Source organism: Limosilactobacillus panis, assembly GCF_019797825.1.
Taxonomy (GTDB): domain Bacteria; phylum Bacillota; class Bacilli; order Lactobacillales; family Lactobacillaceae; genus Limosilactobacillus; species Limosilactobacillus panis_A.
In genome coordinates, this window is sequence record NZ_CP081855.1 from 924304 (window position 1) to 947741 (window position 23438).

30 protein-coding genes are annotated in these 23438 nt (G+C 42.4%); 26 read left to right on the forward strand and 4 right to left on the reverse strand.

What is annotated here, in order from left to right; translation table 11 throughout:
• Positions 1–18 precede the first annotated feature (18 nt).
• On the forward strand, positions 19–4356 hold the full coding sequence (locus KZE55_RS04450) for a PolC-type DNA polymerase III (RefSeq protein ID WP_222259588.1): 4338 nt from the start codon (positions 19–21) through the stop codon (positions 4354–4356).
• Positions 4357–4450: 94 nt separating this feature from the next.
• Here KZE55_RS04450 and KZE55_RS04455 read toward each other — a convergent pair whose 3' ends face one another.
• The 3 genes from KZE55_RS04455 to KZE55_RS04465 all read right to left on the reverse strand — a co-directional run bounded on the left by KZE55_RS04455 (position 4451) and on the right by KZE55_RS04465 (position 7368).
• The gene (locus tag KZE55_RS04455; protein ID WP_222259590.1) at positions 4451–5614 is read right to left on the reverse strand and encodes a tyrosine-type recombinase/integrase; all 1164 of its coding nucleotides are present in this window, start codon (positions 5612–5614) and stop codon (positions 4451–4453) included.
• Positions 5615–6157: 543 nt separating this feature from the next.
• Positions 6158–6700: a hypothetical protein gene (locus KZE55_RS04460; RefSeq protein WP_222259592.1), complete on the reverse strand. Its 543-nt coding sequence runs from the start codon at positions 6698–6700 to the stop codon at positions 6158–6160.
• 20 nt (positions 6701–6720) lie between these two features.
• Positions 6721–7368 (reverse strand): LexA family protein, encoded by a 648-nt coding sequence (locus tag KZE55_RS04465; RefSeq protein WP_222259594.1) that lies wholly within the window; start codon positions 7366–7368, stop codon positions 6721–6723.
• A gap of 162 nt (positions 7369–7530) precedes the next feature.
• On the opposite strand from KZE55_RS04465, the gene KZE55_RS04470 reads away from it, so the two are divergent.
• Entirely contained in the window at positions 7531–7737 is a 207-nt protein-coding gene (locus KZE55_RS04470) for a helix-turn-helix transcriptional regulator (protein ID WP_222259596.1), read from the forward strand.
• Between the two features lie 200 nt (positions 7738–7937).
• Here the strand turns inward: KZE55_RS04470 and KZE55_RS04475 are convergent, their stop codons facing one another.
• Positions 7938–8165: a hypothetical protein gene (locus KZE55_RS04475; protein ID WP_222259597.1), complete on the reverse strand. Its 228-nt coding sequence runs from the start codon at positions 8163–8165 to the stop codon at positions 7938–7940.
• A gap of 57 nt (positions 8166–8222) precedes the next feature.
• Between KZE55_RS04475 and KZE55_RS04480 the strand changes: the two genes are divergently transcribed.
• The 24 genes from KZE55_RS04480 (at position 8223) to KZE55_RS04595 (ending at position 23438) form a co-directional block, all read left to right on the forward strand.
• Positions 8223–8462 (forward strand): hypothetical protein, encoded by a 240-nt coding sequence (locus KZE55_RS04480; RefSeq protein ID WP_222259599.1) that lies wholly within the window; start codon positions 8223–8225, stop codon positions 8460–8462.
• Between the two features lie 104 nt (positions 8463–8566).
• On the forward strand, positions 8567–8749 hold the full coding sequence (locus KZE55_RS04485; RefSeq protein ID WP_222259601.1) for a hypothetical protein: 183 nt from the start codon (positions 8567–8569) through the stop codon (positions 8747–8749).
• 37 nt (positions 8750–8786) lie between these two features.
• Positions 8787–8996: a hypothetical protein gene (locus KZE55_RS04490; protein WP_222259603.1), complete on the forward strand. Its 210-nt coding sequence runs from the start codon at positions 8787–8789 to the stop codon at positions 8994–8996.
• A complete protein-coding gene (locus KZE55_RS04495; protein WP_222259605.1) occupies positions 8996–9484 on the forward strand; it encodes a siphovirus Gp157 family protein in 489 nt (162 codons plus the stop codon). Before KZE55_RS04490 ends, KZE55_RS04495 begins: the two co-directional genes overlap by 1 nt.
• Positions 9481–10044 (forward strand): NUMOD4 domain-containing protein, encoded by a 564-nt coding sequence (locus tag KZE55_RS04500; RefSeq protein ID WP_222259607.1) that lies wholly within the window; start codon positions 9481–9483, stop codon positions 10042–10044. The genes KZE55_RS04495 and KZE55_RS04500 overlap by 4 nt, the downstream gene beginning before the upstream one ends.
• Positions 10031–10702, forward strand: coding sequence for an AAA family ATPase (locus KZE55_RS04505; RefSeq protein WP_222259610.1), 672 nt, complete (start codon positions 10031–10033; stop codon positions 10700–10702). The genes KZE55_RS04500 and KZE55_RS04505 overlap by 14 nt, the downstream gene beginning before the upstream one ends.
• Positions 10695–12050: a DEAD/DEAH box helicase gene (locus tag KZE55_RS04510; RefSeq protein WP_222259898.1), complete on the forward strand. Its 1356-nt coding sequence runs from the start codon at positions 10695–10697 to the stop codon at positions 12048–12050. Before KZE55_RS04505 ends, KZE55_RS04510 begins: the two co-directional genes overlap by 8 nt.
• Positions 12047–12739, forward strand: coding sequence for a hypothetical protein (locus tag KZE55_RS04515; RefSeq protein WP_222259612.1), 693 nt, complete (start codon positions 12047–12049; stop codon positions 12737–12739). Before KZE55_RS04510 ends, KZE55_RS04515 begins: the two co-directional genes overlap by 4 nt.
• Before the next feature lie 18 nt (positions 12740–12757).
• Positions 12758–13309, forward strand: coding sequence for a DUF669 domain-containing protein (locus KZE55_RS04520; RefSeq protein WP_222259614.1), 552 nt, complete (start codon positions 12758–12760; stop codon positions 13307–13309).
• A gap of 78 nt (positions 13310–13387) precedes the next feature.
• Positions 13388–15703 (forward strand): phage/plasmid primase, P4 family, encoded by a 2316-nt coding sequence (locus tag KZE55_RS04525; protein ID WP_222259616.1) that lies wholly within the window; start codon positions 13388–13390, stop codon positions 15701–15703.
• A gap of 300 nt (positions 15704–16003) precedes the next feature.
• Positions 16004–16210: a hypothetical protein gene (locus KZE55_RS04530; protein WP_222259617.1), complete on the forward strand. Its 207-nt coding sequence runs from the start codon at positions 16004–16006 to the stop codon at positions 16208–16210.
• The gene (locus tag KZE55_RS04535) at positions 16210–16560 is read left to right on the forward strand and encodes a VRR-NUC domain-containing protein (RefSeq protein ID WP_222259619.1); all 351 of its coding nucleotides are present in this window, start codon (positions 16210–16212) and stop codon (positions 16558–16560) included. Before KZE55_RS04530 ends, KZE55_RS04535 begins: the two co-directional genes overlap by 1 nt.
• A gap of 35 nt (positions 16561–16595) precedes the next feature.
• Positions 16596–16979, forward strand: a complete 384-nt coding sequence (locus KZE55_RS04540) for a hypothetical protein (protein WP_222259621.1) — start codon at positions 16596–16598, stop codon at positions 16977–16979.
• Positions 16980–16992: 13 nt separating this feature from the next.
• A complete protein-coding gene (locus KZE55_RS04545) occupies positions 16993–17472 on the forward strand; it encodes a hypothetical protein (RefSeq protein ID WP_222259623.1) in 480 nt (159 codons plus the stop codon).
• A complete protein-coding gene (locus KZE55_RS04550; RefSeq protein WP_222259624.1) occupies positions 17472–17651 on the forward strand; it encodes a hypothetical protein in 180 nt (59 codons plus the stop codon). The genes KZE55_RS04545 and KZE55_RS04550 overlap by 1 nt, the downstream gene beginning before the upstream one ends.
• Entirely contained in the window at positions 17648–18154 is a 507-nt protein-coding gene (locus KZE55_RS04555; protein WP_222259626.1) for a hypothetical protein, read from the forward strand. The genes KZE55_RS04550 and KZE55_RS04555 overlap by 4 nt, the downstream gene beginning before the upstream one ends.
• 136 nt (positions 18155–18290) lie before the next feature.
• Complete coding sequence (locus KZE55_RS04560) at positions 18291–18752, forward strand: ArpU family phage packaging/lysis transcriptional regulator (protein WP_222259628.1); 462 nt, start codon at positions 18291–18293, stop codon at positions 18750–18752.
• 578 nt (positions 18753–19330) lie between these two features.
• The gene (locus tag KZE55_RS04565; protein WP_222259630.1) at positions 19331–19684 is read left to right on the forward strand and encodes a hypothetical protein; all 354 of its coding nucleotides are present in this window, start codon (positions 19331–19333) and stop codon (positions 19682–19684) included.
• A 226-nt stretch (positions 19685–19910) separates the two neighbouring features.
• Positions 19911–20084 carry a hypothetical protein gene (locus KZE55_RS04570; protein WP_222259632.1) on the forward strand — a complete coding sequence of 58 codons (174 nt, stop codon included), beginning with the start codon at positions 19911–19913 and terminating at the stop codon, positions 20082–20084.
• Positions 20084–20587 carry an HNH endonuclease gene (locus tag KZE55_RS04575; protein WP_222259634.1) on the forward strand — a complete coding sequence of 168 codons (504 nt, stop codon included), beginning with the start codon at positions 20084–20086 and terminating at the stop codon, positions 20585–20587. Before KZE55_RS04570 ends, KZE55_RS04575 begins: the two co-directional genes overlap by 1 nt.
• A complete protein-coding gene (locus KZE55_RS04580; RefSeq protein ID WP_222259636.1) occupies positions 20588–20791 on the forward strand; it encodes a hypothetical protein in 204 nt (67 codons plus the stop codon). It abuts the gene before it with no gap.
• Positions 20792–20939: 148 nt separating this feature from the next.
• Positions 20940–21395: a phage terminase small subunit P27 family gene (locus KZE55_RS04585; protein ID WP_222259638.1), complete on the forward strand. Its 456-nt coding sequence runs from the start codon at positions 20940–20942 to the stop codon at positions 21393–21395.
• Entirely contained in the window at positions 21392–23266 is a 1875-nt protein-coding gene (locus tag KZE55_RS04590) for a terminase large subunit (protein WP_222259640.1), read from the forward strand. The genes KZE55_RS04585 and KZE55_RS04590 overlap by 4 nt, the downstream gene beginning before the upstream one ends.
• Positions 23247–23438: a DUF1056 family protein gene (locus KZE55_RS04595; protein WP_261313305.1), complete on the forward strand. Its 192-nt coding sequence runs from the start codon at positions 23247–23249 to the stop codon at positions 23436–23438. The genes KZE55_RS04590 and KZE55_RS04595 overlap by 20 nt, the downstream gene beginning before the upstream one ends.

The window sequence follows — 23438 nt, forward strand, 5'->3', positions numbered from 1 at the left end:
TAGGAGGGCTTAGGAAAAGTGGCTTTAAACAGACAAGAGTTATTTAGGAAACTGTTGGAACAGGTCCATTTCCCTGAAAAGGATAATGACGCTTTCAAAGAAGCAGCGGTCCAATCGGTTGTCGTTCACCGGTCCAGTCGACAGTGGGAATTTCATCTGATAATGCGTCAGCCATTACCGTTAAAGCTCTACAAAGAGTTTTATCAGTCCCTACAAATGGGATTCAAGGATATTGCGGGGGTTAGTTTACAGATCAGCTCACCCTCAACCGATATGGATGCTGGCCTAATTGCCGATTACTGGGAAGAAGTGGTTACCCAGAGCGTTATTGAATCACCGATGCTTCAGCAGGCTTGTCTATCAACAGTTCCAGAAGTTCGCGACGGCCGGGTGACCATCGTTGTTGAAAACGATATTGTAAAGGAAATGCTGGTAAAGAAGGCCCTGACCCGGATTGAGGATTCATACCAGCGGTTTGGCTTTCCGCATTTTAAAATCCACCCCTTTGTTGATCAGTCTGCTTCTCAGGCAAAGATTAAGGAATTAAAGGAGAAACATGAGGCGGCCGATGCCGCACTAGCCGCTAAGGCAATTGCCCAGATTAAAAAGAAGAATACAGTCAAGAAGCATTCCAACAATCATCCTAGTGCACCAGCGGAAGGCCCGGCACAACTCGGTCGGGTGATTAACGATAAGCAAGAGGTTGTCCAGATGAAGGATATCCAGGGTGAGGAACGGTCGGTAGTCGTTGAAGGGTATGTCTTCAATGCTGAGGTTCGTGAATTGCGGTCCGGCCGCCAGCTTTTGACCTTTGAAATCACCGACTATACCTCATCGTTTGCCGTTAAGAAGTTCTCCCGTAATAGTGATGAGGAAGCTCAGTTCGCCAATATCAAACCGGGAATTTGGTTAAAGGTCCGCGGTCCCGTGCAAGAAGACACTTGGATGCATGACCTGGTTATCAATGCTTATGATATCAACCAAATTAGCCACCAGGAGCGGCAGGACATGGCACCAGCAGATAATAAGAGAATCGAGTTACACGCCCACAGTGAAATGAGTCAGATGGACGCCACTAATTCGATTAGTGAACTCGCGACCCAAGCCAGCAAGTGGGGACACCCGGCAATTGCCGTTACGGATCACGGCAATGTCCAAGCCTTTCCGGAGGCCTATAAAGCGGCTAAGAAAAATAAAATCAAAATGCTCTACGGGATGGAAGCCAACGTTGTAGATGACGGGATCCCCCTTGTCTATAACGAGAATCATGCGGTTTTAAAGGACCACTCTTACGTTGTTTTTGATGTTGAAACGACCGGCCTTTCAGCGATCTATGATAAGGTTATTGAGCTCTCGGCCGTTAAGATGAAGGACGGAAACGTCATCGAGCGGTTTGATGAATTTATTGACCCGGGTTTCCCCCTGTCAGAACAGACGACTAACTTGACCAGTATCACCGACGAGATGGTGCATGGCTCCAAGAGCGAGGAAGAAGTCTTCCGGATGTTCAAGGACCTATGTAAGGGTAGCATCATCGCTGGGCATAACGTTTCCTTTGATATGGGCTTCATGAATACCGGTTACCGTCGCCACGGGATGGAAGAAATTACGGAACCAGTAATTGATACCTTACCATTAGCCCGCTTCCTATACCCGAACATGCGGGGTTACCGGTTGAATACCTTGAGTAAGAAGTTCAAAGTAGCCTTGGAACACCACCACCGGGCAAATTACGATGCGGAAGCCACGGGACACTTGCTTTATAAGTTTTTAAAGGATGCTGAGGATCGTTATGGTGTTCGCTACGTTGATGACCTGAACAAACACATGGCAGAAAATGACGCCTATAAACATGCCCGGCCATTCCATGCAACACTGATTGCCCAGACCCAGGCTGGCTTGAAGAACCTCTTCAAGCTCGTTTCCTTCTCCAATGTTAAGTATTTTCACCGGGTACCCAGAATTCCGCGGACAGTACTGACCAAGTACCGGGAAGGGATCCTGCTGGGAACCGCTTGTTCCTCTGGGGAAGTCTTTACTGCGATGATGGAGAAGGGGTATTCGGAAGCGATGCGTAAGGCCCGTTACTACGACTTCATCGAGGTCCAGCCACGGCCCAACTACGCACCGCTACTGGAACAGCACGTCATCAGTGACCAGGCTCACTTGGAGGATATCATTAAGAATATGGTTAAGTTAGGTGATAATCTCAATAAGCCGGTGGTAGCAACGGGTGATGTTCACTACATTAACCCCCATGACGGAATTTACCGGCGGATCCTGATCAATTCCCAAGGTGGAGCTAACCCATTGAACCGGACAAAGCGTCCGGATGTTCACTTCCGGACGACCGATGAGATGCTAAAGGAGTTTAGCTTCCTGGGTGAAGACGTCGCCCAAAAGATTGTGGTGGACAATACCCATAAGGTAGCCGACATGGTCGATGATGATATTCGACCAGTCAAAGACCGCCTGTACACCCCACACATGAAGGGCGCAGAACAAGAAATTCAGGAACGGACTTGGCATACGGCCAAGGCCTGGTATGGTGATCCACTACCTAAGTTGGTCAAGGACCGGGTGGAGCTCGAACTCAACAGTATCGTGAAGAACGGGTTCTCCGTTATTTATTTGATTGCCCAACGGTTGGTTGCTAAGTCAAACAAGGACGGGTACCTGGTTGGATCCCGGGGTTCCGTTGGTTCTAGTGTGGTAGCCACCTTGTCGGGAATTACGGAAGTTAACCCCTTACCACCACATTACCGGTGCCCAAAGTGTCAGTACACCCACTTCTATACCAAGGGTGAGTACAGTTCTGGTTTTGACTTGCCGGAAAGGAAGTGTCCCAAGTGTGGGACCCTGCTGGTGAAGGATGGTCATGATATCCCGTTCCAAACTTTCCTTGGTTTCAAGGGAAACAAGGTGCCAGATATTGACCTGAACTTCTCTGGTGACTACCAACCAATTGCCCACAACTACATGAAGGTCCTTTTCGGTGAAAAGAACGTGTTCCGGGCCGGAACAATCGGCACAGTGGCGGACAAGACTGCCTATGGTTATGTAAAGGCCTTCGAACGGGATAACGATGTTCAATTTCGCGGTGCCGAGGAAGACCGTCTGTCTAAAGGGGCGACCGGGGTCAAACGAACGACCGGCCAGCACCCGGCTGGGATCATCATTGTTCCCGACGATATGGACATTTACGACTTCACGCCTGTTCAGTACCCGGCAGATGACCAGGACGCCGCCTGGGAAACGACCCACTTCGACTTCCACTCAATCCACGATAACATCCTGAAGATGGATATCCTGGGTCACGATGACCCGACGATGATTCGTGCCCTGCAGGATCTTTCTGGGGTGAACCCGAAGACCATTCCGATGAATGACCCGGGGGTAATGTCCTTATTCTCGAGTCCGAAGGTATTGGGGGTTACGGAAGAACAGATTCAGAGTAAGACCGGGACGCTGGGCTTGCCAGAGTTCGGGACCCGATTTGTTCGCGGGATGCTGAATGATACCCACCCGAAGAACTATTCTCAATTGCTCCAGATTTCAGGACTGTCCCACGGAACCGGTGTGTGGTTGGATAACGCCCAGGAGCTGATCAAGGAAGGGACGGCAACGATTGCTAACGTGATTGGTTGTCGGGACAACATTATGACCGACTTAATCCACTATGGCTTGGACTCCGAAACCTCCTTCCAAGTGATGGAATCAGTCCGTCACGGGCGCGGAATCCCGGATAACTGGCAAAAGAAAATGAAAGAAGCTAACGTTCCCCAGTGGTACATGGATTCTTGTTTGAAAATCAAGTACATGTTCCCGCGGGCCCACGCGGCCGCTTATGTCTTAATGGCCTTGCGAATCGCCTACTTTAAGGTTTACTTCCCACTGGTCTATTACTGTGCCTTCTTCTCTGTACGGGCCGATGACTTTGACGTCGTTGCAATGGCACACGGCAAGGAAGCAGTCAAGGCTCGCATGGCGGAGATTAACGAGAAGGGCAATGACGCCAGTGCCAAGGAAAAGAGTCTGCTGACCATTCTAGAACTGGCAAACGAAATGCTGGAGCGGGGCTTCAAGTTTAAGATGGTTGACTTGAAACGTTCAGACGCCTCTAACTGGCTGATTGATGGTGACTCATTGATAGCGCCGTTCCGGGCGATTCCGGGGCTGGGTCTCAACGTTGCCAAGCAAATTGTTGCGGCCAGGGAGGAGCGCCCGTTCCTTTCTAAGCAGGACTTGGCAGAGCGGGGGAAGGTCTCACAAACCCTTATCGATTTCATGACGGAAAATCACGTTATCGACAAGTTACCGGATGAGAACCAGCTGAACTTGTTCTCTGACATGTGATTATATAATCAAATAATTTATAGCCTTGAAAAGCAACCCCTGAAAGGGGCAAAAATGGGGCAAAATAAAAGGGAAGCTTATATGGCTTCCTTTTTTATTGGTATTTGTCTAAGTCAGCGATGCGGTCTTCAAAATCAGATTGAACTTGCTGGGTAACATGAAGATAAATCTTTTGTGTGATATCACTACGACTATGTCCGATTCGCTTTTGAATAACTCGCAGGGGCACATTCATATCAGCTAGCACTGATACGTGGGTATGTCGAAAGTAGTGTGTTGAAATCGGCTTCGTTAAATCGTGTCGTTTAGCAATCCGCTTAAGCATAGTGTTAGCGTTATTGATGTTCAATGGCCGCTGGTCTTCATAGTGTGTGGCCAGCTGATTGATAGCAAACAGCAGGGCATCATCATCTTTACCCGCACTATGTTGTTCGACAATTTTAGTAGCCACTGGAGATAAGACAATTGTTCGATTTCCAGCGAAAGTTTTCGCTGTGTTTGAAATAAAATGACGAGCAGGCTTTTCTAAATAACGCATAGTCCCATCCACTCGGAGGTATGTTTTGCCATCTTGGCGGATAATATCGTTGACCTGTAAAGCAGCTAATTCACCGAACCGAAGCCCTGTTAAATACTGCAACTCAAAGGCATCAGCATAGTACTGAACCCCACGGTCTAGGCAATCGTCAATAATTGTACGGTATTCTTTATGGGTAAGATATTTATTTTCAATTTCATCCTGACGGTGCTCACTTTCATCTTTCCATTCAACTCTAACGTCATCCATAGGGTTATTTTTCAGATAACCATAGGTGGTCGCGTAGGTGAAGAACTGATTGACTTTACCTTTTACAGCGCGCACCGTCCCATTTGTCTGTCTTTGATCATAAAGTAAGCTTCTGAAAAAACGGTTCAGCCAAACAGTCGTAATTTTAGTGACTAGGGTGTCTTCACCAGCCTCATGGATAAAGCCGCGAAGCAAGACATCACCATTAACATAAGTTGAAATGCGGACTCGCTTTTTATAGTCCTTTAAAAAGGCTATTTCTAGCTGTTTAATAGTTGCTTTTTTAACGGTATGCCCTTCGGCTGCTAGTTCATCGGTTATTTTCTTCTCTAGCTCCTGTGTGGCTGCTTTACGTACCTGTGGGGACTTCTTCCCGTAGGTCACTGAAACACGCCGATAACGGCCTGTAAGTGATGATTTATATCGTTCAACAAATTTATAATTGCCTTGCTTAGTTTTCTCAATCCACATAATTGTCCCTCTACATATGATATAATGAAGGGGTACGAGCGTTGCAAAGATTCGTACCCTAGTCCATTCTCTGTGCCAGCAGGGGATGGACTTTTTTAGTTACTGATTAGTATTGTTGGCTCTCGGCTCAGGTCCAAGCTGAAGTTCAGGCTCATTGTTGGCACTGCGAATACTTTCGGTTACACTAGCATGCCATTGATCATATTCTGGTGTTCCTTCTTTATAAGGTGAAGGAATCAGCCCCCCAGGGACCATCTGGGTTTTGAACTCGGCCATCTTTATCATGAGCAACGTGGTTAACATTACTTTGCTGAGTACCCTGATAAGTCTGTGTGCTATTGCTATTAATAACAGCACTATTAGAAACTTCACTTGAGCTCTTAGTACTTTTCTTAGCCTTCGAGCTAGAATTATCCGATTTTGTTTTGTTTATTTTTTTCAGAGTTATGATTGCTTTGCTGGTGACCACTTCCGCAGCCAGGCAAGCAGCCGCAAAGTAAACACGCTACACAAAATAAACTCAGTCTCTTCATTTCATTCACCTTATTTCAGTAGCTTAACTTCACCGTCTCCTGTGTAAGAGGAGCGGGCAATCGGTGTACCAGTCGAATCTTCAAATTCAACCTGAGTGCCTTCATTAGTACCATTATCGTAACTGTATATCAGTTTTACTAAGCTACGATATACAGATTCCTGTTCATTATCAGACATTCCCGTTACTGAGTCAGGAACCACAGCAACAAACTGGTCACCAGAGCCAGTTGAAGGCTTGAGCTTAAAACCTTGCAATTCTTCGTGTTGTGACATTTCTTCATTCAAAGCGTTGCAAGTATTTTTAACCCTTGCCTTGGTGACCTTGATGTCTTCATCTATTGATTTATCTTCTTTCTTGCTCTCAGCTTTAAGACTTGATGAATCTCTTCGAGCTTTCGTTTCCTGCTGTTGCTGATTATTAAGGCCTGTATTAAAAGCCCATAGTCCCGCTAAGCAAAGAAGAACAGCGGCTCCCCTAGCCGGGCGACTTTTTCTATTTGCCCACCAAATATATATTGCGACAAGAATAGCAATGATTCCTATAGTTTTCATAATAAATTCCTCCCTAAATTTTATAGTGGTGCTGAAAACTTAATAGCTTTACCGATGATACGACCTGGATTGTCCTTACTAAGGATAATTGGGTCGTAATTTTTATTATCAGGCAACAGTAAAATCATATCGCCTTGATGCTTCACACGCTTTAGTGTTGCTTCGGTATCATGATCAACCTGAACGGCAGCAATCTCGTCATCTTCCACGTCTGGCTGTTGCCGAATGGTTACGATAGCTTTATCGGGGATGGTTGGTTCCATACTGTGTCCCTTACAGCGAAGAGCGAAGAGCGTACCACTTGGGACTGGCTTTTCAAAAGTTTCTTCAATATATCCTTCAATATTTTCTTCGGCGGTAATCGGGTCGCCGCAGGCAATCTCACCAATCAGCGGAATAGAGCGGCGCTCCAAACCAGCGGGATAAATGATGTTAGAAGGGTTAGTTTTGTTTTGAGTATTTGATACCCCTAAAACATCTTCAGGGGTGGTATGTAAAGCCGATGCAAATTCATCAAGCCTATTTACTGGAAACTCTCTAGACTTATTGAAATAGAGAGAAACAGTAGATTTTGACATGTTAACTCTACGCGCTAATTCACTTATTGAAACTTTCTGTTGATGGCGAAGAGTATCAAGATAATCTATTACTTGTTTGCTATTTCTCATTGCTCCAGTTTTTCCTTTCTCAAGTGTCGGTGACTATATTATAGTTTATTTGTTCGAGAAAAGAAACAATTTTAGAAAAATACGATATTTTTTGTTGACACAAGAGAACATATGTTGTATTCTAAAATCGTTCGATAAAACGAACGGAAAGGAGATAGATTTATGGCTTTTAATTTAAACCGGTTAAAAGCAGAAAGGGTTGCTAGGGGGTATACCCAGGCCCAATTTGCTAATAAGTTACATATGTCTAGAGAAGCATATGCCAAACGTGAAAGTGGAAAAGTCAACATTAGTGTTGAAGAGTTTGCTAACATTTTACGGGCGCTTGGGTATGATACTAGAAATATGTCTATATTTTTTTGCTCATAACGTTCCCAAAAGAGAACGAAAATATCATTTATTTGAACATAGCTAACTAGGAGGTGATGAAATGAAAGCAAATAAAAAAGACAGTTCCACTGATATTAAGCAGGGAACCATCTCTATAAATGCAACAAAGGTTGAATTCGCTAAGGGGGCATTTAAAGCCTCTACGATTAAAGTCAACCAGGACGAAGCAAAGCAATCACTTAATTGCTTTCATCAAGATTTAAAAAAGTTGCAATCGCAGCTTTGACCAAGTTGTTAGTACGCTGTTGCTGATAAACATGTTCGTAATTAAGTGGAATATCTTTCTCGCTACTACTATTTTGCTTAACCACGTTCATTAATGCTTGCTGATTTTCTGGCGTATCGAAAGCTTGATTGAACTGTTTCATGAACTTTGACCATTGATCTTCAAATTCATTATTAGTCATAACACTTCACCTCCTTTATAGGGGATGACTTAATTCTAGCAGAAAGAAGGGATAACCATGATGGCGAATAACTGGAAAACCAAACAGCAGATTATGAACGATTACGGCTATTCGGAAGGAACGTTTTACGCCCGGTGCCAGGAGTGCTGGTCTATGCCAGATTATCGAGATGCCATCATTCATGATGGTGGAGCTTATACCTTCGTGGACGAAGATAAATTTCAGAAGTTTCTCCGCTATCGTAGCGAGCAATATCGGAAAAGACAACTAGACCCGCATCTTAGGAAGGGAGCATGACATGGAAGGATTATTATTCGCGTGGCCAGCTTTGGTAATTACGATGATCCTGCTGGCAGCCACAGTTGTATCACTAATAAAGGATCATGAGAGGAGGTGAGAGCATGAAATACTTTGCAGGATTTGCACTCGGTGTTGCGATGACGATTAGCATGATGTACGACTATTTTTCAGTATTTTGCATTCTGCTGTTTGCTAGCTTCGTACTAGCATTAAGCGTCTGCAAGCCAATGATGGATAAAGAAGATTACACAAAAAAAAGCTACGACCGCCGCAAACAGTCGTAGCAATAGAAAATAAATCATCTAAGGAGAATTATAACACATGAATGAAAATTTGAAAAAAGCGGAAGGATTTCGCGATTATAAGCACCGTCTAAGAAAAATTATGTTTGATGGTTACAAACTGCGCATTGATGATTTACAGCGAGTAGACCGATATTTCTGCAACCAGGAACAACTTGACTATAAAATCACTCAATACATGGGCTGGAAGTGGCAAATGCCTAAGAAAGACACGGAGGTGAATGATTAATGAACCTATTTCAATTAGGACAGCAGTACCAAGAGCTTGCTGATCGTACAGATTTAGACCCTACGTTGTTAGCTGATACCCTGGATAGCATTGATGATACCTGGACTGAGAAGGTCAACAATATCGCAAAGTGGATTGAATCCCTTGATGCTGATGTTGACTTCCTTACTAAAAAGAAGCGGTCAATCAGCGATGAACTGACCTACCGTAAAAATCTGCGGGCCAACCTAATGACCTATCTGACCAGTGCCATCGACGACCGAGAATTGAAGGAAGTCCACACTGATGACTACATCTTAAAACCGCGCAATTATAAGCAACGAACGGTCATCGATGATGAAGACAAGATCCCAACTGAGTACCGCAACTACGAGAAATATCAAGGAATGTTCGACGTTGACAAGTCGGCCGTTTACAAGGCGTTAAAAGACGGTGAAAACGTTCCGGGTGCACATCTAAAGCCTAATCGGAAGGTGACTATTCGATGAAAGAGGCGTGGAAAGACGTGCCTGGCTACGAAGGGCTATATCAAGTCAGCAATCTGGGAAGGGTTAAGAGCCTATTTCGAGAAGTCTACTACAAAGATGGTAGGATAGGACATTTTCCTGAAATGATCTTGAGACAAGGAACTAACCATAAAGGATATAAAGTAGTCTATTTGTCCAAAAGCTCAAGTAAAAAGACTGCATTAGTTCACCGTTTAGTAGCAAAAGCCTTTATTCCCAACCCCAATTCACTGCCACAAATAAATCATAAAGATGAGGACAAAGTGAACAATACTGCTGATAACCTTGAATGGTGTAATGCGAAATACAACAACAATTACGGCGGTTATCGAGAAAGAATGTCAAAGACTTTGACAAATGGCCCACTTGCAAAATCAACTCAGCAATTTGACTTGAAAGGGAAGCTAATTAAAGTTTGGCCTTCAACAATGGAAATACAACGTCAACTAGGGTTCTTTGCATCAAGCATACAGAAGTGTTGCGTGGGCAAAATTAAAACTGCTTACGGGTACAAATGGAGGTATAGCAATGCCAAAAGTTAATTGGAATGAAGAAACTAAGCCGAATTACCGTTGGCTGGTCTACGGTGTCCCTGGGGTCGGTAAAACTTATCTGTCGACTTATTTGAAAGGTAAAACATATCTATTAAGCCTGGATAAAAGTTATAAGCGTATTTCACAGTTACAAGGAACTGACATCTGGGAACTAGACCCTGCCAAGCCAATTGAAGATTTATCCGAATTCGTTCGTGAGTTTGACCCTAGTCAATATGACAACTTAGTTATCGATAATCTTAGTAACTTGCAAAAACTCTGGTTCATTGAGATGGCTAAAGAGTCTAAGAGCGGATTAGACAATAAGATACAACACTTTGGAGAATTCACTAATTGGCTGATTCGCTTTATTTCAAAGGCATTCAGCTGGGACGTAAACATCTTAGTTACTACCTGGGAGAAGCAATCTCAAGTGACGGACCCAAGTGGGCAAATGTTCAATCAATATGGCCCCGATTTACGAGATTCTGCACGGGACTACTTAATGGGCAACTGTGATGTAGTAGCCCGGTTGATTCAGAAACCGAAAAGCGGTGAGCGGGGATGCATTCTCCAAGGATCAATCGATACCTATGCAAAGAATCGTTTGGATGATCGAAAGGGATGCAAGGTTGAAGAGCTGTTTGACTTTGATGACAATGCTTAAACCATATGATTATCAGCAGAAACTGATTGATGAGGCACGGCAAAAACTTGCTGAAAAGAATCAAGGGGTTTTAATTGTCAGTCCCGCTGGCTCAGGGAAATCTATTGTCATTGCAGAGATTGCTCGATTGACTACTAAGAAGGGTGGACGAGTATTGTTCATCGTTCACCGGCAAGAATTGGTTGACCAGATTACAGAATCTTTTAGACAGCAAGATGTGAATTTAAACCAATGTACGATTCTGACTGTCGGTAAGGCTAAAAACCGATTAGGTAAGTTTCCTAAACCAAGCTTAATCATTACTGACGAAAGTCACCATAGTCGGGCAAACACCTATCAAAAAATCTATGAGTATTTTGATGATGTTCCAAGGTTAGGATTTACAGCAACCCCGTGGCGGATGAACGGCAAAGGATTTGCAGACATCTATTCTGCAATGGTTAAAGGGCCAACCGTTAAGTGGTTGGTCGACCATCAAAAACTTGCACCGTATACCTATTATTCCGTCAATTTAGCAGATGCTGACAAGCTTCACTTCTCTAGTAACGGTGATTTTAGTAATAAGTCAATCGATGATGCTTTGGGAAGAACCATCTTCGGTGATGTCGTCAAGACATGGAAGAGAGTAGCCAACGGTCGTAAAACAATTCTTTATGCCCACAGTCGAAAGTACAGCGCTCAAATAGCACAGAAATTCTGTGACGCTGGTGTTAAAGCTGTCCATTGTGATTCCAAAACGCCACAGAGAGAGCGTGAAAAGATCATGCAAGACTTCAAAGACGGCAAGATCCTGGTTCTGTGCAACGTGGATCTAATCTCAGAGGGCTTCAACGTTCCTGACTGTTCATGTGTCATTATGCTTCGGCCTACAGCATCGTTGGTGCTAGATATTCAACAGTCAATGCGGTGCATGCGCTATGTGCCTGATAAGAAGGCAATCATCATTGATCACGTTGGCAATTGCTACCGTCACGGCTTGCCATTGTCCCCGCACAATTGGACTTTGAAAGACCGTAAACGCAAGAAACGTCGAAAAGCCAACGCAATGGGTCAACCAATCAAGACGTGTCCGACTTGCTACGCAGTCATTCCTGCACAGTGCAAGACTTGTCCGGTTTGTGGTGCTGAAATTCCAATTGAAAACAGTGGAATGAAAGAAGAGCGTGATGCAGAAATCGTGAAGATTGATCAGTTTAAGTTTGTTACTGACTACAAAAAAGCGAGGTATGCACAGATGAAAGCAGAAGAGGCAGCAACGGTTGAAGATCTATATGAGATTGCTAAGGCACGGGGATACAAACCTGGTTGGGCATATGTCCAGGCTAAGAAGAGGGGGATGTTGTCATGAAAGGCGTACACAAACATGGAAAGAAATGGACGGCGACCTACGGAGGAGCAAAAAGAGGAGTACGTACGCAGTTTCACGAGGATTTCAACACCAAAGAAGAGGCTGTTAAGCAAAGACAAAGCTGGGAGAAAAACTTTGGAAAAATCAATTACAAACGCAAAAACTATGATGGTTTTGAAAGCAAGTATTGGAAGGTAATTGGTGATTCGCCTAACACCTATCGCTCGCAAAGAATGGTCGTAGCTCGAAACAAAATTACCGGAGAAGTAAAAGAGCTCAATATTTTTGACATCAAAAAAGGAAAAATGATGTCTAAACAGCTAACTAGAGAAGCTCAACACAAAAATGCAAAAGGCATTTATTTCGCCAAAAATGCTAAAAAATGGAGATCACAAATAAGACTAAAAGGAAAAAAGTATGGGTTAGGTAGTTTCAATACAAAAGATAAAGCAGAAGAAGCATACAGGACAGCTCTACAAAATTTCTTGTCAAACGGTTCCTTACCTAAGCCTAAGCAAGGCGTAGGTAATAGCGTGGGCCACAAATATATTTCGAAATCAAGAAACAGTTTTTTCTTTCATAAAACTCTTAACGGGAAAAAGCATACAAAATATTTTCGCACTTTGCCAGATACCCTTGCTTATCGTAACCAATGGCTAACTGATCACAACTTACCGATTCCAGATTAATTTTAGGAGGAAAATAACATGTCATTTTTAACCGCAGATTACTCAAACACTACTAACAACAGCAACGAACCATTACCAGCAGGTGATTACGAATTCATCATTAATTCGGTGCAAGAAAACGCAACTAAATCTGGTGCCGAATCAGTACAGTTCGACCTTATCGTTCGCAATGATTTAGATGCTGCCTTGCCTGAAACCAACGGCAAGTACCACAACCGTCATATGTGGGTTAATGAATGGAAACGCCGCAAGACCAATCAATATGATTTGAACAACTTTATGTACTTTATGAAAGCTGCTGGTATTCCAGAAGGAACCGAAATTAATTCAATTGAAGACTTCTTCAAAATCATGGATAAGAAACCTGTACGTATTCACATTAAAGTAACTACCTCAGAATACAACAACGAAAAGCGCAAAGAGAACCGCCCAGCTCCATGGGATTGGGCAAAGACGCAATTCCCAAATGTTCAACACCACTTCAAGTCAGAAAACAAGCCAGAAAATAATCCACAACCAACTGTGCCAACTACCGACACAGCAGTAGATGATGAATCGCTGCCGTTCTAACAACTAGCGGTCGTCAGTGAACGTAAAACACCAGGTGGGTGGGATGCCCATTACTTAACTATAAGAGAGGTGAAGAAAATGGCATACGAAGCGATTCCCGAAGAATTACGCAAGTTAAAACAGTGGGGAATCTTTCATCGTATCTGGGTAGAGAAACGACATAAGTATACAAAGATACCTCTCAATCCTTGGAATGGGAAAGACGGTAAATCTAATGATTCCAGTACATGGTCTGATTTTGATACAGCATTAAGGGCCATTGATAAATATCCGCAAGCAGACGGATTAGCATTCTATTTTGCTAATGGTTATGTGGGACTAGATATTGACCACATTGCTGACGAACTAGAAAAGGTAAAAGAAGGGGACAACGACCCCGAGAATTATGTTAATAAAGCCCATCAGCTAACCAAGGGTAGCTATATGGAAATATCCATGTCTGGCGAAGGTATTCACTGCATTTTCAAAGGTAAAATACCGGGCAATCGTCGGCGTAAAGGTAACTATGAAATGTACCAATCTGGTCGTTTCTTCGCTTTGACAGGAAATACCTTGAATAACCACCCAGCGATTAAATCACTGGACCACGAAGAAATGGCGAAACTGTATACTCATTATTTCGGTAATGACAAGGTAATGCCATTTCCTCAGAACTCTCCACAAATTACTACGAATGACCTATCACTGGATGAAGTCGTTTCAAGAGCGGAAAAATCATCAAGCGGCAAGCGTTTCAAGATGTTCATGGAAGGTGGCTGGGAAGATTTCTATCCCAGTCAATCTGAAGCTGATATGGCGTTTGCTAATGACCTAGCATTTTGGACTGGCCGTGATTTCAATCAAATGGATACTATCTTTCGTGAATCAAGCTTAATGCGTCCCAAGTTTGATAGCAAACGTGGAAAAACCACTTATGGAATTGCCTTACTAAATAAAGCTATCAATGAAACATCGGATGTGTTTAACCCACATGGTAAGCCAGAGTTTAATTATGATTTATCTTTTCTCAACAATGACAAATCTGCAAAGAAACATCCCCAACGTTCATGGGATGATATGGGAAATGCTGAACGCTTTATGGACATGTACGGTGACAACTTTAAGTATTCGTATATCGATAAATGCTTCTATTACTACAACAACTCTTACTGGGAGCCAGACCAAACTGGTATTGTTGAGAAATGTGCTGATAGTGTAATCAGCAATATGAAAAACGAAGTGCTTAACATTGCACCGGGTGTTGATGAAGAGGAAGTCGAAAAGAAATGGCAAAAATTCCTCGCTAAATCGAGAAGCAACCGGAGTAAGAAAAACATGCTTGAAGAAGTTAAACACCACATACCAGTCCTCCACGATCAGTTTGACAAGGAAATTATGCTACTGAATACCAAGTCAGGCTATGTGGACTTAAACAGTGGCGTTTTATATGATCATGATCGTGAAAAAATGTTTAGTCAACAAACAGCTTCAGAATATACCGACAATATTGATTGTCCAGAATGGGATGAATTTCTTCATCAGATCTTTAATGATAATGAAGAATTAATCCATTACATTCAAAAAGCGGTTGGCTATTCAGCTACCGGATCGGTCAAAGAACAAGTGATGTTTATTTTGTACGGTAACGGACGAAATGGTAAATCGGTTTTCATTAATACGATTGCTGATATTTTAGGAACTTACGCTGAAACCATGAATGTTAGTTCCATTATGGTCAAGAACAATAGTGGTGCTAACTCTGACATTGCACGTTTAGAGGGAGCAAGATTGGTTATTTCTAGTGAAGCTAACGAAGGTAGTCGATTAGATGAAGGACTGCTAAAGCAATTAACCGGTGGTGACAAAATTGTTGCTCGTCACCTCTACGGTAATGAATTTGAGTTTAATCCTGAATTTAAATTGTGGATGGCAACCAACCATAAGCCATTAATTCGTGGAACAGACGAAGGCATCTGGCGGCGAATCATGTTAATTCCATTTACTGTACAAATTCCAAAAGAGAAAGTTGATAAAGACCTAAAGTACAAATTGCAACGTGAAGGTGCAGGTATTCTCAATTGGATTGTACAAGGGGCAATGATGTGGCAAACCGAAGGACTAAATCCCCCGGAAATTGTTACAAAAGCCAGTCAAGAATACAAAGACGAAATGGATGTCATTTCTTACTTTATTTCCGAAAAATGTGAAGTTGGGGATGAATACAGGGCACCAGCTGGAGAACTATTTAACGTATATCGTGAATGGGCAAACGAATCCGGTGAATATTCAATGCCTAAGCAAAAGTTTGGAAGAGAGATGCGGAAGAAATTCAAATATAAGAAAAGTGGAAATCGTTATTATCTTGGTTTACAGATTAGGCGAGATTCACGAACTAATTTTTTGAATAACGCTTGATTATGTTTTGGGCAGATAAGACGGGCGGATAAATAAAACCCGCGATCCCTTGGGGCTCTAGTATTTATCTTTACTTTTTTCTTATGGGCGGATAAAGAAAGTAAAAGTATATATATAAAATAAAAAAAGATATATATAAAACTCTTTAAAAAAATGTCCGCCCATGTGGTTAAAAAGTAGTTCAAACCCTTGATATACAAGGAATGGAGCAAGCAATATGTCTGCCCAAACTGTCCGCCCAAAATTGAGTCAGTGACCAGAGACTACCGGACAGGTGAGATGTCCGTGTGGAGGAATAAAATGAAAACTAAAACGATTAAAGAATTGCAGCAGCTCAGTGATGAGGAACTGAAACAATTAGCATTGCAACGACACAAGACTGGTCGAAAAAAATCAACTACAACTGCATTGCGAGCACAGTTAGTGCTATGGCAACGAGCCGGAAGACCATTTCAATCTGAAGCACATTGGCTTCGTGATCACACAGAAACAGGGGTTCATTTTTAATGTTAAGCGAACATTCAATACAATCAGCCATTATGGTGGCCGTATCGAAACACCAGTGTACAATATTTCGAAGTAACGTGGGCAAGGTTAAAACCGCTGACGGGCGTTGGTTTGATACTGGACTACCAAAGGGACACCCTGATTTGTACTGTTTTAAGTGGTCAAACGGAAAAATTTGTTACATCGAAGTGAAAAACGAAAAAGGTCGATTAAGGCAAGACCAGATTCGTTTTCACAAGATGCTAACGAAACATCACATAATCCATTGCTGTGCAAGAAGTGTGGATGATGCTATTAAAACTATTGACGAAGAATTAGTCGGCTATGGTTATCCTGACTGGAGGGCGTAATTATGAAGAACTTTATACACGGGAGGTAAGCGAAGATGATTTATCCAAAGACAATTAGGGGCTATAAAGCAACTCCTCATAAAATTGTCAGGAACATTGATGGCGAATGGTATGAATCAAGACCAACTAAGGAAATCTGGCCCGCAGGTAGCGATGTACCTGATGTTAATGGCGAATACGATGGTGGTTATGATTGTGCATATCGGTGGTTTCCAATTGGCAAAGATTATCCAAAAGGCGAATGGTATGAAATTAAGCATAATCTATATGGCTGGGAAACAGATTTAAAACCTGGCCAAAAGCCTTTAAGTGCATATTACTGGCATATAGGGGAACCTGAACCAACCTTTCACGAATACAAACATGTTGACGGAATTCTAAAGCACGTTAAAACAACGTATAAAGAGTTGCCTTTTTAGGGGGTCAGCGAAGATGAAGATTAAGGAATTTATCGAAAAAATAAACGAACATGATGGAATGCGGGCTAAAGATGTCGAAAAAGGAATTGTAATTGGCACGCCAAATAATATGGGCATTTTTTCCATTCCAGAAGATGCAACCAACTTTATTGAAATTGATACGTGGGCAACAAGCAATAGTCTGTATTGGAAGAAGGCAGATCGTGAGTATTTATCAGCATTGATTGAAGAATTCCTTCATACGCCCGTTAAGGAACGGTTTCCTGAAAGGAAATATTATTTATGCGTGTTTCCGAAAAAAGAAGCGTTGAAACAGCGTGGAGAAAGTGAAGCAATATGGGTAAACCAAATTGGAAGTTTTGATGACGGTTTCCGTATCGACTATGGACCCAAAACAGCATTTACTGAAAAAACGTTAAACACTATTAAAGAATCGTTACCATTCATTGCATTGGCAATTGATGCGATGAAGATACCTGTGGAGGATAACTAATGACTGATAAACAACTAACTAGCCTGTTCTTGTTTGGTGGTCGGTGCATGTATCATGGCCAGTACGTTAACGTGATTGGTAAGAACGACTTGACTAATACCTTTACTTTACAGGTACAGAACAATACGAAGGTCATCTCCGATGTTTTGCCTGGTGAATGCAAGGAGGTGGACGAATGATGACTGATTATGTTAATAAATACGATATATGTCAAGTCCTTAACCGGCTTGAAACTCGCTTAGGCGATGAATTTATGAAGTCGCGGTGTTGCCGACTTGAAGATGCGTTATCTATGTCTGACCCTGACATGAAAATTATTCTGAAATTTCGTAAAGCGGCAACTGATCGGAAAGATTACCCGGTTGGAAAACAGCTTATCAGTAAACGCGATATGATTTTTAAGCAGTTGCAGGCGGGCTGGAACCTCTATGAAATGTGCAGATCACAGGGTTGTACTACGCAAACAATGCGAAATTATATTTACAGTGATTTGGGATTGTCAGAGATATATAAAGAAGCTAAGGCTTACCAGCTATCGTCAGCTAAAAGGAAACGAATCCAACAGATGTATTTTGACTATCATCTTTCAGCAAAAAACATTTCAGTTTTACTGCAGGTGCCAATTCGAGTGGTCATGCTATGCGTACGGAGGAGAAAAAACTATGAAAGAAATCTTTCATGATGTCAGTCACGATGTCGAGGTGACGGCTCATATTAATAAGCAAAAAAGTTTAGTCTACATTGACGTAACGACCCCATATCAAAGTGGAACTAGGACAACGGGTTTTTGCGTCGGGTTAAAGTAAGGAGTGCTGATTGTGGGGTTAATTCCAGAAATTGATAAAACTGAAACAATTCAAAACGTTAGGGATTTTTTCAATGAGGATAAGTATTATCCCACGATTAAGCGGCGATCTGGTGAGTATGGCTTAAAATCACCACAGATGGATGTCACTGGTGTACATGGCAGTCGCTTTGGTAATTCATCGGAAAATATGATGATGATGTTTACTGAGTATAGTCAAGCTAATCGGGCAGTTGAGGAGGCAATCGAAGGCTGCTGTTTAGTAAGTCAGATCATAATTCGGAAGCGCTATATCGAAAGGCTGGAGATATATCGAATTCGGCCATTAATAAATCGATATGGTCATGAAACCTATGACAATGCTGATAAGAAAGCCTGTTTGGAGCTGGCTGACTGTATAGAACGGAAGGCCTGGGAGCTCAACGTGGATAAACAAATCATCCCCAACTTACTGGTTTTCAAAAACGGGTCATGAACAGGTCATAAACAGGTCGTCAGCAGGTTACGAACAGGTTATCTAGTAATGTAATATAGTAGTGTCGGAAAGTTAGGAATCCTCCAATTGATCCGACAAATAATTAAGCATTGAATGAGCACCTGGCGGTTAGGTAGATAAACTCCTTTTTAATGATATTAGTAACTTACTACCTGATAAGATAAACCGGCCAAAATTGTATCTTTCTAAAACCACCTAAGTAGGTTCGATTCCTGCTGCTCATCTTAAAGACTAGCTAAGTAAAGGAAAGGATGTGAAAGCGCCCCTTCCACATTTCATAGTCGAAGCTAGCCTTTTGCGTAAGTTTGGTATTCCGGTGGGTCAAACCTTAATGTCAGTATGGGCAGCCGTTCCGGTTCGATTCCGGGATTGCGCATAAGGCCAGAAAAAATAAATGAAGGAGCTGAAAAGCACCTACTTTACAATTCTTAGCACACTGGCCTAGTCTTTTGACTGGGCTTTTTGCATTATTACTTCGGGTGATATTTATGAAGAAAACTTTGAATAATCATTAATCAAGTCAGCCTAGCGCCGGCTTTTTTTATTTGGAGGGTATAATGAAATTATGGATTTATGACTGGAATATGTTTCCAACACCAACATACATTGATATAGATCCAACAATATCAGCATTGATGGTGTGGCTTAAATTTGTATTTGAAATTGATAGTCAGGCAGCAGATGAAACAGCTGTCTCACAACGACAAGGGCCATTGAAGCGTGACTGGTATTTTGCCGGAAACTATTTATATGATCCAAGACGACCAAAGTTAGAATTTAGACGGATTTATGACAGGGGCCGCCGAGATAAACAATGGATTTGCAAAAATTATCTTGAAGTAAGATCAGAGCCAACATCGACACCGATTGTTGTGGATAAACACGGCAATCTAATTAAATATATTTATTAGTCAGCTTAACGGCTGGCTTTTTTGTTTGGAGGAGATACATATGATTGGAAAAACTATTCTGTTCATCTTTTTGATGGTTATCTGTTACTTCATCTATAAAACGTGGTGTGAACGCTAATGTTTCAAACTAAACGATTCGGCTTGGTAGCATCCAAGCAAGAGTATCTTATGCTTTGTCGGGCTGAAAGAACAATGAAGGAGAAGAGAACTAAGGGAGGCAAACATAATGCAATGGTTAGCAATCATACTAACAGCACTGTTCGTAGCCGCTAAGTTGGTTGGATTGATTAGCTGGAGTTGGTGGCTGGTGTTCCTGCCAGCAATCATCCTGGCTGGCATCTGGTTGTTATTCTTTATCGTGGCATTCATGATTGCGGTTATACAAAATGGTGATTACTGATGCCTAGGTATCGAAGATGCAGACAGCCTGGCTGTCACGCGATGGTTAAGTACCCTAATCATTATTGCACTAAACACTTTGAGCATGAAGCAGAGTACCTAGCTAATAGACAACGGTGGGCACGAGCACACGGCAAACAATACCAACGCAAGTACAATACAGTGACTAGGTATCGCAATGATACTAAGTCTAAGCAGTATAACTTCTATCGGACAAGGCAATGGCAAGAGCTAAGGCAACGAACCTTAGACCGTGATCATTATATCTGTCAATACTGTGGACAACCTAACAGCAAAACTGTTGACCACATCGTGCCGATTGAATATGACTTATCACTAATGACAAACCTTGATAACTTAGCAGTCATCTGTCGCAAGTGTCACCGGCTTAAGACTGACTTTGAACATCAATACTATGGCACAGGCATTGGTAATCACATCAAGAATGTAAATGAAGTGTTTGATGTCAATAAGATTGCAATACTAATGAATGGAGATAACTAAATGAAATCATATTATATTAGTTCGATTAATCTTTGGGTGCTTGGAGTTTACGGAGTTGTTAGCCAAGATACTAAGGAAAAGATTCGAACTGAATTTAAAAAGCAGGTCAGCACAGCAAAAGATGTCGTTGTGCTTGATGAATGGACTGCACCATTGACAGTTGTTGAATCATTGAAGAACAACAAAATTAGTTTGAAAAATTAAGCAGTCGAAATGAAACCATAAAAAATCATACCCCCGCCCCCTACCTCAGTGCGGAAAGAGCGCACACATTTCAATCGTCGTAAACGCGAGCAACGTTTTCAAAAATTTTGCCATACCGGGGCTAAACACGAGCGAAAGGAGGCATTTGATGCCAAAACAAGTCTATTTCAAGCAAAACGACGGCCAATTACCGGCTAATCCTCCGGCTTATTTAGGCACGCTGGCCAAGTCTTGCTGGCGTAAAGTGGTTCCTTACCTGGAGTCAACAAGCCGTGTGGAAAGAATCGATACGGCACTGGTTGAACAATATTGTACCGAGTACGAACTATACCGGATAGCATATGAAGATGTAGGCAAAAATGGCATTCAGAGCAAGCTTTTTAAGTCCGTGCAGAACTCAGCCGGTGAGGTAATCGGTAAAGACTTCACTGGGTTCCGACGTAACCCGGCTGTTTCAACGATGAACGATGCTTTGAAGCAACTGAAGGCAATTGGTTCGCAACTGGGTCTCTCACCTAAGGCGCGGCAGGAGCTCATGCAAATTGCCAGTCGAAAGAAAGAGAAGTCGGTTGCTGAGCAGCTTAAGGAAGCTGGTGTGGTATGATGATTGATTTAACGCAAAGCCATGACGTTCTCGGTGCTTATCACAACATCGATTTTAGTGACGTTGAGAAGGAATACACTGACCCAGCAACTAAGTACGCCTTTGACGTGCTAAATGAAAGGGTGACGACTGGCTATCTTATGAAACTGGCTTGCTTCCGTCACCTGCGGGATTTACAGCGGATTAACTCCGATAAGTTTGATTTTTACTATGACATGAACGAAGTTGATAAAATCCTAAAGTTCGCTGCTATCTGTCCGAACGTTGATACTGGTGAACCAACTGTGCTAATGCCTTGGCAACAATTTATTTTTGGAATGCTCTTTGGCTGGCGTGATAATCTCGGCCTGAAACGGTTCACCCGAGTTATTTTATCGGTCGCCCGTGGTCAAGGGAAAACCTACCTTATGGCAATTTACATGGTTTACTCGTTTTTGATTGAGTCGATGGGCCTATCTAACCAGGATTTTCTAGTTACAGCGGAAAATTATGATCAAACCGGGAAACTGTATGGCTATATCACCGATATGCTTAAAAAGATTTTTGATGAGCAACCGGTGTTTGCTAGGCTGGCCAAGGAAGACGACATTGTAATTCACGAACATACTGGTGTATCAATGCGGAAGTTTAATAACAACTTGCGACCACTATCGTTTAACGCTGGTAAATATGATTCGTATCACTTCACGACAGCAATTTTTGATGAAATTGGTAATATTCATAGTCGTGAAGGAACCAAGAAAATTGTTTCTGGTCAAATTAAGAAGCCTAATCATCAATACATTGAAATTTCTACTTCTTATCCTGACCCCTCGGTGCCGTTCCACGATGACCAGAAAATTATTCAACAAGCGATGGAAAAAGACTTTAGCCGGGAAGCTGACCGGACGTTAGGCCTTATTTGGGCTCAGGATAGCCTAGACGAAACTTTTAAGGAAGATATGTGGGTTAAGTCGAATCCTTTACTGGACTTGCCTAGCCAGCGTGATGTGCTCTTAGACGGGCTTCGTGATAAACGGGACTCTGATATGTTGGCCGGTACAGTTAGCGATTTTCAAAACAAGAACCTGAACCTCTGGTTACAAGAAGCTACTAATAGCTATTTGAAGTTGTCAGACATTGAACGGGCAATTATTCCGAGTTTTGATATTCGAGGTCGTGACGTTTATATCGGTTTTGACTACTCAATGTTCTCCGATAACACGGCTTTTGCTTTTGTTTATCCTTATCAGGACGAACACGGTGAACAGAAGTGGCATATTGAGCAGCATAGCTTTATTCCTTGGGAAAAGGCTGGGTCCATTCAGGCAAAGGAAAAACAGGACGGGATTGACTACCGCCAGATGGTTAAGAAAGGCTTCTGCACGATTACCAGCCATCCCCAGGGGTTGATTAATGACGACCAGGTATATGACTGGTTATTGACTTATGTGGAAGAAAACAACCTTCACGTTATTTTCTTTGGTTATGACGCGTGGGGTGCCACTAATGCCATCAAGCAAATGGATATCAACACCGACTTCCCACTTGAAGCGATTCGTCAGCGGACCAGCGAGCTTAAGGACCCAACGAAGTTCTTGCAGAAGATATTCGTTGAAGGCAACTGTAGCCGACTAGACGATAAGATCATGGAAAAGGCGTTGATCAACGCTGAAATTTACGAAGATAAGATCGGGATCCAAGTTGATAAGGCTAAGGCTACGCTCAAGATTGATGTGGTCGATGCCATCATTGACGCCCTGTATCAAGGCATGTACCACTTTGAAGACTTCGGGATTGCTAACGATAAAAGTCAGCAAGTTGACCGGATGACGGCCGAGCAAGTTAAAAAGTGGTTTGAAAGTGAGGATAGTGGTTTACTTGATAACTAACATTTTTAAGTTTATATGGAAATACTTTGACGTTATCTGCTTCCTAGCTGCAATCATCTTTGCGGTCTGGGGCTTTTTTCTTCTTAGTTTTATGGCTGGCATTTTTAGCATTGCTGTTGGTCTTATTGTGCTTGGTTTTCTAACCGAACGAATTGCGTCCACCCTTCAATAG

Excerpts from the sequence above, each read along its gene's own strand:
- KZE55_RS04470 (WP_222259596.1), top strand. The coding sequence starts at position 7,531 with ATGGCTTTTAATTTAAACCGGTTAAAAGCAGAAAGGGTTGCTAGGGGG.
- KZE55_RS04590 (WP_222259640.1), top strand. The coding sequence starts at position 21,392 with ATGATGATTGATTTAACGCAAAGCCATGACGTTCTCGGTGCTTATCAC.
- KZE55_RS04490 (WP_222259603.1), top strand. The coding sequence starts at position 8,787 with ATGAATGAAAATTTGAAAAAAGCGGAAGGATTTCGCGATTATAAGCAC.
- KZE55_RS04535 (WP_222259619.1), top strand. The coding sequence starts at position 16,210 with ATGTTAAGCGAACATTCAATACAATCAGCCATTATGGTGGCCGTATCG.
- KZE55_RS04585 (WP_222259638.1), top strand. The coding sequence starts at position 20,940 with ATGCCAAAACAAGTCTATTTCAAGCAAAACGACGGCCAATTACCGGCT.
- KZE55_RS04520 (WP_222259614.1), top strand. The coding sequence starts at position 12,758 with ATGTCATTTTTAACCGCAGATTACTCAAACACTACTAACAACAGCAAC.
- KZE55_RS04570 (WP_222259632.1), top strand. The coding sequence starts at position 19,911 with ATGCAATGGTTAGCAATCATACTAACAGCACTGTTCGTAGCCGCTAAG.
- KZE55_RS04475 (WP_222259597.1), bottom strand. The coding sequence starts at position 8,165 with ATGACTAATAATGAATTTGAAGATCAATGGTCAAAGTTCATGAAACAG.
- KZE55_RS04460 (WP_222259592.1), bottom strand. The coding sequence starts at position 6,700 with ATGAAAACTATAGGAATCATTGCTATTCTTGTCGCAATATATATTTGG.
- KZE55_RS04525 (WP_222259616.1), top strand. The coding sequence starts at position 13,388 with ATGGCATACGAAGCGATTCCCGAAGAATTACGCAAGTTAAAACAGTGG.
- KZE55_RS04505 (WP_222259610.1), top strand. The coding sequence starts at position 10,031 with ATGCCAAAAGTTAATTGGAATGAAGAAACTAAGCCGAATTACCGTTGG.
- KZE55_RS04515 (WP_222259612.1), top strand. The coding sequence starts at position 12,047 with ATGAAAGGCGTACACAAACATGGAAAGAAATGGACGGCGACCTACGGA.
- KZE55_RS04455 (WP_222259590.1), bottom strand. The coding sequence starts at position 5,614 with ATGTGGATTGAGAAAACTAAGCAAGGCAATTATAAATTTGTTGAACGA.
- KZE55_RS04565 (WP_222259630.1), top strand. The coding sequence starts at position 19,331 with ATGAAATTATGGATTTATGACTGGAATATGTTTCCAACACCAACATAC.
- KZE55_RS04485 (WP_222259601.1), top strand. The coding sequence starts at position 8,567 with ATGAAATACTTTGCAGGATTTGCACTCGGTGTTGCGATGACGATTAGC.
- KZE55_RS04495 (WP_222259605.1), top strand. The coding sequence starts at position 8,996 with ATGAACCTATTTCAATTAGGACAGCAGTACCAAGAGCTTGCTGATCGT.
- KZE55_RS04555 (WP_222259626.1), top strand. The coding sequence starts at position 17,648 with ATGATGACTGATTATGTTAATAAATACGATATATGTCAAGTCCTTAAC.
- KZE55_RS04550 (WP_222259624.1), top strand. The coding sequence starts at position 17,472 with ATGACTGATAAACAACTAACTAGCCTGTTCTTGTTTGGTGGTCGGTGC.
- KZE55_RS04530 (WP_222259617.1), top strand. The coding sequence starts at position 16,004 with ATGAAAACTAAAACGATTAAAGAATTGCAGCAGCTCAGTGATGAGGAA.
- KZE55_RS04575 (WP_222259634.1), top strand. The coding sequence starts at position 20,084 with ATGCCTAGGTATCGAAGATGCAGACAGCCTGGCTGTCACGCGATGGTT.
- KZE55_RS04580 (WP_222259636.1), top strand. The coding sequence starts at position 20,588 with ATGAAATCATATTATATTAGTTCGATTAATCTTTGGGTGCTTGGAGTT.
- KZE55_RS04465 (WP_222259594.1), bottom strand. The coding sequence starts at position 7,368 with ATGAGAAATAGCAAACAAGTAATAGATTATCTTGATACTCTTCGCCAT.
- KZE55_RS04480 (WP_222259599.1), top strand. The coding sequence starts at position 8,223 with ATGATGGCGAATAACTGGAAAACCAAACAGCAGATTATGAACGATTAC.
- KZE55_RS04540 (WP_222259621.1), top strand. The coding sequence starts at position 16,596 with ATGATTTATCCAAAGACAATTAGGGGCTATAAAGCAACTCCTCATAAA.
- KZE55_RS04510 (WP_222259898.1), top strand. The coding sequence starts at position 10,695 with ATGCTTAAACCATATGATTATCAGCAGAAACTGATTGATGAGGCACGG.
- KZE55_RS04500 (WP_222259607.1), top strand. The coding sequence starts at position 9,481 with ATGAAAGAGGCGTGGAAAGACGTGCCTGGCTACGAAGGGCTATATCAA.
- KZE55_RS04545 (WP_222259623.1), top strand. The coding sequence starts at position 16,993 with ATGAAGATTAAGGAATTTATCGAAAAAATAAACGAACATGATGGAATG.